Raw genomic sequence first — 1,911 nt, forward strand, 5'->3', positions numbered from 1 at the left:
ATCGATCCCCGGCGCGCGACTTCAGCGCTTGATGCGCAAATACGCGCGGCTGACCGCGGGGCGGCTGTGAATCCAGAGACGACTCGCGAGCCACAATGCCGGACGATCGCGCACTTCCAGCCGATTGATCGACCGTTCGGCGTGGGTTTGAGTTCGCTTCGAGCTTGGATTCCCACCCGGGTGGCAGGTGTAGAAATGCCGAAATCCGGTCTCGCGTGCAACCTCGCGATAGTCGTCGTCGTAATATCCTTGCGGCCAGCATAGATGATCCGACACTCCGCCGAGCCTCTCCTGAAGGGTCGTGCGCGCGACAAGCAGATCGTCTCGCAGCTTCGCGCGCTTTTCTGAACGGTTGCCCGCAACCTGATCCCAGCGCACATGGCAATGGGTGTGACTATGGAATTCGAAAGTGCCCGCGCGACGCGTTGCGTCGATTTCGGACCACCGCAGAACTGCATCGTCGGCGCAGCCTGCTTCGATCGCCAGTTCGCCTTCCCGGTGATTCAAAAGGTGCGGTAACTCGTTCACAGTTCCGTCGGACGCATGTGCTGCCGTTGCACGCGGGGCGCCCTCGCCCGGCCAGCCGCTCACTAGAAAACAAATGGCATTCAATCCATGACGTTGCAACACCGGATGCGCGTGGACCCAGTTGTCGAGATAGCCATCGTCGAACGTCACGACGATCGATTTTGGGGGAACCGGCTCGCCGGCCAGAAAACGAGCAAGTTCCGCCGCACTGAGGGTCCGGTAGCCGGCGCTCGCCACATAGGCCATCTGGGCCGCGAAGTTCGCCGGCGTCACGGTGATCATACCGGGCGATGTGCTGACGTGGTGATACATCAGCACGGGCACCGAACGAGCGGTGTGCCTCATGCGTGCCGCCGCTCGTGCAGGCCGCGCAGATACAATTCGACCGTGGCGCCCGCCATATCACCGATGGAGAAACCGCGCTCGATGATGTTGCGCCCTTTGGCGCCAAGGCGCGCACGCAAATCCGGATCGTCGATCAGCTTCAGAAGGACGGCGCGCAACGCCAACGGGTCCTTTGGCGGCACAAGCAGGCCGTTCACATCGTTTTCGATCAATTCGGGCACACCGTCGACGCTTGTGCCGATCACCCGTAAGCCAACCGCCATCGCCTCAATAAACGACTGGCCGAGCGCTTCCTGATGTGTGGGCAGGACAAAAAAATCGCATCCGCGCAGCACGTTAGTAATGTCACTGCGAAAGCCGAGCAGATGGATGCGCCGGCCGAGGCCGCGGCTCTCGACCGTCTCAGATACCCGCGCGAAGGTATCGCCGTTGCTTGCCATCACGAAGTGCAGGTTCGGCCGTTTCGCCAGCAGCGGTTCTGCGGCCTCGATAAGGTCTTCGTGCCCCTTCTTGTCTCGCATGATAGCGACCATGCACCCGATCACCGCTTCCGCGTCGAGCCCTAGTTCCGCGCGCAGGCTCGATGGGCCGGTGGTGTCGGGCTTCGGAACCCCGTCGTAGATTGTCTGCACGCGTTCTGCCTCGACACCGGCCGAGATCAGGTACTCGCGCACGTAACGGCTCACCGCGATTACCGCGATGCGGGATCCACGTATAGGTGGCGAGCGAAGTGATCGGCAGCGCGAGATGTCGAGTGCGCACGACAAGCGGCGTACGCACGAGCCGCCCGGCCGTCCCCGCGACGATGCTGTCATGACCGCTGTGCGTGTTGAGCACGTCGAACGCTCTGCGCTTTAGGAGCGTCTTGATCGATACCATCGACCGGACATCTCCACCGCCGCGCATAGCGGCGTGATGCACCGAAAATCCGAGTTCTGCACTGCGGGCGCCGATGCGCGCATCGCAAGGGCACACCAACTCGATGTGATGCCCGAGGTCTCGTAACGCGACCATCTCTTTCAACGTGCGTACTTCTTG

2 protein-coding genes and 1 pseudogene are annotated in these 1,911 nt (G+C 62.0%); all 3 read right to left on the reverse strand.

Going from position 1 to position 1,911, the window contains the following annotated elements:
- Window positions 1–21 precede the first annotated feature (21 nt).
- Complete coding sequence (locus AWB81_RS42455) at window positions 22–873, reverse strand: polysaccharide deacetylase family protein (protein WP_062644526.1); 852 nt, start codon at window positions 871–873, stop codon at window positions 22–24.
- Window positions 870–1,547, reverse strand: coding sequence for a glycosyltransferase family 4 protein (locus tag AWB81_RS42460; RefSeq protein ID WP_235026246.1), 678 nt, complete (start codon window positions 1,545–1,547; stop codon window positions 870–872). The genes AWB81_RS42455 and AWB81_RS42460 overlap by 4 nt, the downstream gene beginning before the upstream one ends.
- A gap of 79 nt (window positions 1,548–1,626) precedes the next feature.
- Window positions 1,627–1,887, reverse strand: a pseudogene (locus tag AWB81_RS48080) (glycosyltransferase); the annotation flags it as partial.
- Window positions 1,888–1,911 lie beyond the last annotated feature (24 nt).

The organism is Caballeronia arationis (assembly GCF_001544975.2).
In the GTDB taxonomy this organism is placed as follows: domain Bacteria; phylum Pseudomonadota; class Gammaproteobacteria; order Burkholderiales; family Burkholderiaceae; genus Caballeronia; species Caballeronia arationis.

Bases quoted from the DNA above. Each gene is read 5' to 3' on its own strand.
- AWB81_RS42455 (WP_062644526.1), bottom strand. From the start codon at position 873: ATGAGGCACACCGCTCGTTCGGTGCCCGTGCTGATGTATCACCACGTC.